Raw genomic sequence first — 3,966 nt, 5'->3', positions numbered from 1 at the left:
CGAACATCTTCTGTTCGAAACGGTTGACGATGACGTTCGGCTTCACTTCCTTGCCGGCAGTCTCGTAGACCGCCTGGATCAGCCGCTGGGTGTGGCGCAGGCACGGCACCGTCATTTCCGCGACGATGTAGAGCTTGTTGGAACCGAGCAGCACGGTTTCCGTCCATGGAAACCAGGTGCGTGGCATGTCGATGACGACATTGTCGAAATAGGCCGAAACGAGGTCCAGCATGCGCACCACGACATCGGTCTTGAACGAGCGCATCTCTGCTGGATGCGCCGGTGCCGCCAGCACGCACAGCCCGCTGGCATGCTTGGACAGCATCACGTCGAGCAGTTGCCGGTCGAGACGCTCGGGCTGGTTCTCGATCTCGGTGATGTCGAAACGCGGTTCGAGGTCGAGATATTCGGCACAGGCGCCCTGCTGGAAATTGAGATCGACGACGCAGGTCGAGGCGCCGCGCGTCACCGAGTGATGCAGCTGGAAAGCGGTCTGCAGCGCCAGCGTGGTGGTGCCGACGCCGCCCGCGGCAGGCATGAAGGTGTAGATCTGCGATTCGGTGTTTTCCTCGCGCCCGGGTCCCTGCAGCGCCCGCACGACGGAGCGCACCAGATCGGCCGTGGTGATCGGCTTGACCAGGAAATCCGCGACCTTGAGCTGCACCAGAATGCGCACCGCGGCGGCGTTGAACTCCTGCGTGACGACGACGACCGGAACCTTGTCCTCCAGCCGGCGCATAATGCGCTGCAGCGACTCGACCTCCTCCAGCCTTGCCGCATCCATGTCGACGATGATGGCGCCGAAGTCGGCTTCCTGGATCTCGCCGCGCAACTCGGTGACGTTCTTCTCCACTGTCGAGAGCTGTATGATCTCGGAGGCGGAAAATGCGGTGCGCGTGTCCTGCGCAAATGTCCTGTCGGTCGATACGAGCAGGATCTTCCTGGTCTTGATGCCGTTTGCCATTCTGTCAGCCTGTCAGGTCGATCGACCGTTGGATCATTTGCCCGTGGGATCAATTGGTCGTGCTGGACTGCGACGCCTTGGCACCGGCCGCCTGATCGGGTGTGACAGCCGCGGCACTGCCTCGTTGGGCCGGCACCAGGAGCCTGGTGTTCTGGACCCCGTATTTCCAGGGATCGACCATCTGCATGACGGTGTTGGCGGCCTGCGCATTTCCGGCGCCGGCCGTCGGCCCTTCGCTGCGCACATAGTCGTCGCTGGTGCAGCCGGCGGCAAAGCCGGTCAGCAGCAAGGCGACGCTCGATCCAAAGACCAGACGCATGACTTCAATCCTTCGGCAGGTCGAGGAAATGCCCAGCCGAAGCGGCCGCTGCAGGTTGAGTGACGCGGCCGTCTGCCAGCGCCACGGTGCGACCGGCATCGGAATCCTTCACTTCCTCGGTGTTGTTGAGAAAATAGTCGGCGTTGCTGGCCGGCTGCGTGCCATCGGTCGGCTCGACGAGCTTCTTCTCCGGATCGACCGGCTTGACCAGATAGGGCGTCACGATGATGACGAGGTCGGTCTCGCGCCGCTGATAGGATTTCGAGGGAAACAGCGCCCCAAGCACCGGCATCTTGCCGAGGCCGGGAATGCGCGACGTGGTGATGTCGTTTTGCGACTGCAGCAGTCCAGCGATCATGAAGCTCTGGCCGTTCTTCAGGTCTACCGACGTCCTGGCACGGCGCACGATGAAGCCGGGAACCGAGATGGTCCCGATATTGTAGGAGGCCGACGCGTCGATCGAGGAGACTTCCGGCGCGATGTCCAGACTGACCAGCCCATCCTTGAGGACGGTCGGCGTGAAATCCAGGCTGACGCCGTATTTCTTGTAGCTGACCGAGATCTTGCCGTCGTCCTCGGAGACCGGGATCGGGAATTCGCCGCCGGCGAGAAAGCTCGCTGTCTGGCCGGAACGGGCGATCAGGTTCGGCTCGGCCAGCCGCCGCGCCAGGCCGCGCTCTTCTAGCGCCTTGATGGCGATATCGATCGACACGCCGTTCGACAAAAGCCTGCCGATGATCTCGCCGGTGCCGGCGGCCGGCACTGTACCCGGATCGATCGAGACGTCGCGGCCACCGAGGCCGTAGGCAAAATTGGCGGCGTATTTGGCGCCCAGATCCTGACCCGCCTGGCGGTTGATCTCGACAAAACGGACATTGAGCTGGACCTGCTGCGACGATGAGATGTTGACCGAGTTGATGACCTCCTCGGTGCCGGAAAAGCGCGTCGCGATCTTGTTTGCCTTTTCGGCGGCGACCGCGTCATCCGCCTCGCCCGACAGCACGACCCGGCCGTTGGCCGATCCGACCTTGATCCTGGCATCCGGCACGCTGGCCCGAATGGTGCTGGCCAGCTGGTCTGTGTCGAGCGTCACCTCGATGTCGACGGTGCCGACAAGCTGCTTCTTCTCATCGAACAGCGCAATGCCGGTAGTGCCGAGATTGTTGCCGAGCACGTAGAAGGATTTGTCGGTCAGCGGATTGACGTTGGCGATCTCCGGGTCGCCGATGACGATCTGGTAGAAGGCGGCACTGGTCATGATCGTCTTCGGCTTGCCCTTGGCAACCTTGATCGACGCATTCTTGGTCGACGACACATAGACGATGTCGTTGTCAGCTCTCGCCGAGGCGCCGAAAGCCAGCATCGCGGCAGCAGCCAGCGAAGACGCGACAGCCACCGCACGCAAAATGCGCAACCGCCCCATGACCCGATATGTGAACAGCCCGAACATTGTCCCGTCCCTCACCCAGTCCCCACTGGCTTATTTCTGGTCCCGCGAAGGAACCTGGTATTCCTCGGCCTTCGTGCCGCGCGTTACGATGACCGTCTTGAACTTCGGTTTCTCCGGCTCCTTGGTGACGGCGTCGAACACCGAGCCGGCCGCGGCCTGCACATCCGAGGCGACCGATCCGCCGAAGGAGGAGATGGTGGTGACGCCGTTCTTGCCGTCACCGCCTTCGCTGGCGGATCGAAGCGACAGGGACAAGGTGCCGACGGTGCGGGCCAACGCCACTTTCTGCGCGCCGTCTGTCGTCACCTCGATAGTCACCGAATTGGAAATCTGCGGCGTCGTCTGGCGCTCGTCGGCGCCCTGCCCGACGCTCAGCACCTTGGCATCGGCGACGACGATCTCGGAGGTGATGGTCGAACCGGCGGCCCCTTGCGCATTCTTGGCCACTTCCTGAATTTCGCCGGCATCGCGCGTCAGCACCACGTCAACGCGGTCACCGGGCGTGACGAAGCCGCCGACGCCGGCTATCTCGTCGGTGCGGATGGTGACCGCCCGCATTCCGGGCGTCATCATGTTGGAAAGCGTCGCGCGGCCATTTGGCCCAGACAGCTTGGTCAGCAGCACCGGTTCGTTGACCTCGATAGGCGACAGCACCACGCGAGTGCCGTCGGCGAGCAAGGCATTGATGGTGGTGAAGGCGCCCTGCGGCACGGCCTCTTGCGACCACGGGATTTCGCTGAGCTGCGCGCGGTCGAGCGCCATGCCGTAGCGCAATGGGGCATTCGCCACCACGATGGTCTTGAACTCGACCTTCGGCACAACAAGTGCCGGGATCGACGACGTCTTCTCTTCGGAATCGGCCTCGGCCTGGCTTTTGACCCAGAAATCCGCGGCAAAGATCGAGATCGCCCCGAAAACGGCGGCGATGCCGATCATCGATATGGCCTTGCCCCTCACGCCTAAACCCCTGATATCAGCAGTTTCTTGTTTTGTTGGGCTCACGCTAGGCCGCATTGTTAAAGAATCAGGAATCTTGCGCGGCGGCATCGGACCTATTTCCGCCAGCTTGGTTATCGAATGGTTTTGGGTTAAGAGGGATCAGATCCCCGAACGGAACAGGAACCTCGGTCGCTTGGCGCTGAAAAGCGTGGCAGTATCGCGAGGTGATTCGCAGCACCGGACCCTATGGCAGGCATGGACGACAACAACGATCTCTTCGGCAATATGGACAAG

At 62.3% G+C, this 3,966-nt stretch carries 5 protein-coding genes; 1 reads left to right on the top strand and 4 read right to left on the bottom strand.

The genetic code is table 11. From position 1 onward, the window contains the following. From EN984_RS25510 to cpaB, 4 genes are all read right to left on the bottom strand, one after another. The coding region (locus tag EN984_RS25510; protein ID WP_127384035.1) for a response regulator at positions 1-964 on the bottom strand (964 nt) is incomplete at its 3' end. Positions 965-1,013: 49 nt separating this feature from the next. Further along, positions 1,014-1,283, bottom strand: a complete 270-nt coding sequence (locus EN984_RS25505; RefSeq protein ID WP_127269273.1) for a hypothetical protein — start codon at positions 1,281-1,283, stop codon at positions 1,014-1,016. Between the two features lie 4 nt (positions 1,284-1,287). Next, the gene (locus tag EN984_RS25500) at positions 1,288-2,733 is read right to left on the bottom strand and encodes a type II and III secretion system protein family protein (RefSeq protein ID WP_127384034.1); all 1,446 of its coding nucleotides are present in this window, start codon (positions 2,731-2,733) and stop codon (positions 1,288-1,290) included. A 30-nt stretch (positions 2,734-2,763) separates the two neighbouring features. Continuing rightward, positions 2,764-3,669: a Flp pilus assembly protein CpaB gene (cpaB, locus tag EN984_RS25495; RefSeq protein ID WP_127269275.1), complete on the bottom strand. Its 906-nt coding sequence runs from the start codon at positions 3,667-3,669 to the stop codon at positions 2,764-2,766. On the opposite strand from cpaB, the gene EN984_RS38280 reads away from it, so the two are divergent. Further along, positions 3,659-3,966 (top strand): hypothetical protein (locus EN984_RS38280; protein ID WP_206517474.1); only part of this gene is annotated, 308 nt, incomplete at its 3' end. The two genes, cpaB and EN984_RS38280, sit on opposite strands and share 11 nt — an antisense overlap.

It is taken from the genome of Mesorhizobium sp. M7A.F.Ca.CA.004.12.1.1 (assembly GCF_003997835.1).
Taxonomy (GTDB): domain Bacteria; phylum Pseudomonadota; class Alphaproteobacteria; order Rhizobiales; family Rhizobiaceae; genus Mesorhizobium.
Note: the sequence above shows the minus strand (reverse complement) of the source record. Positions and strands in the feature narration are given on the sequence as shown.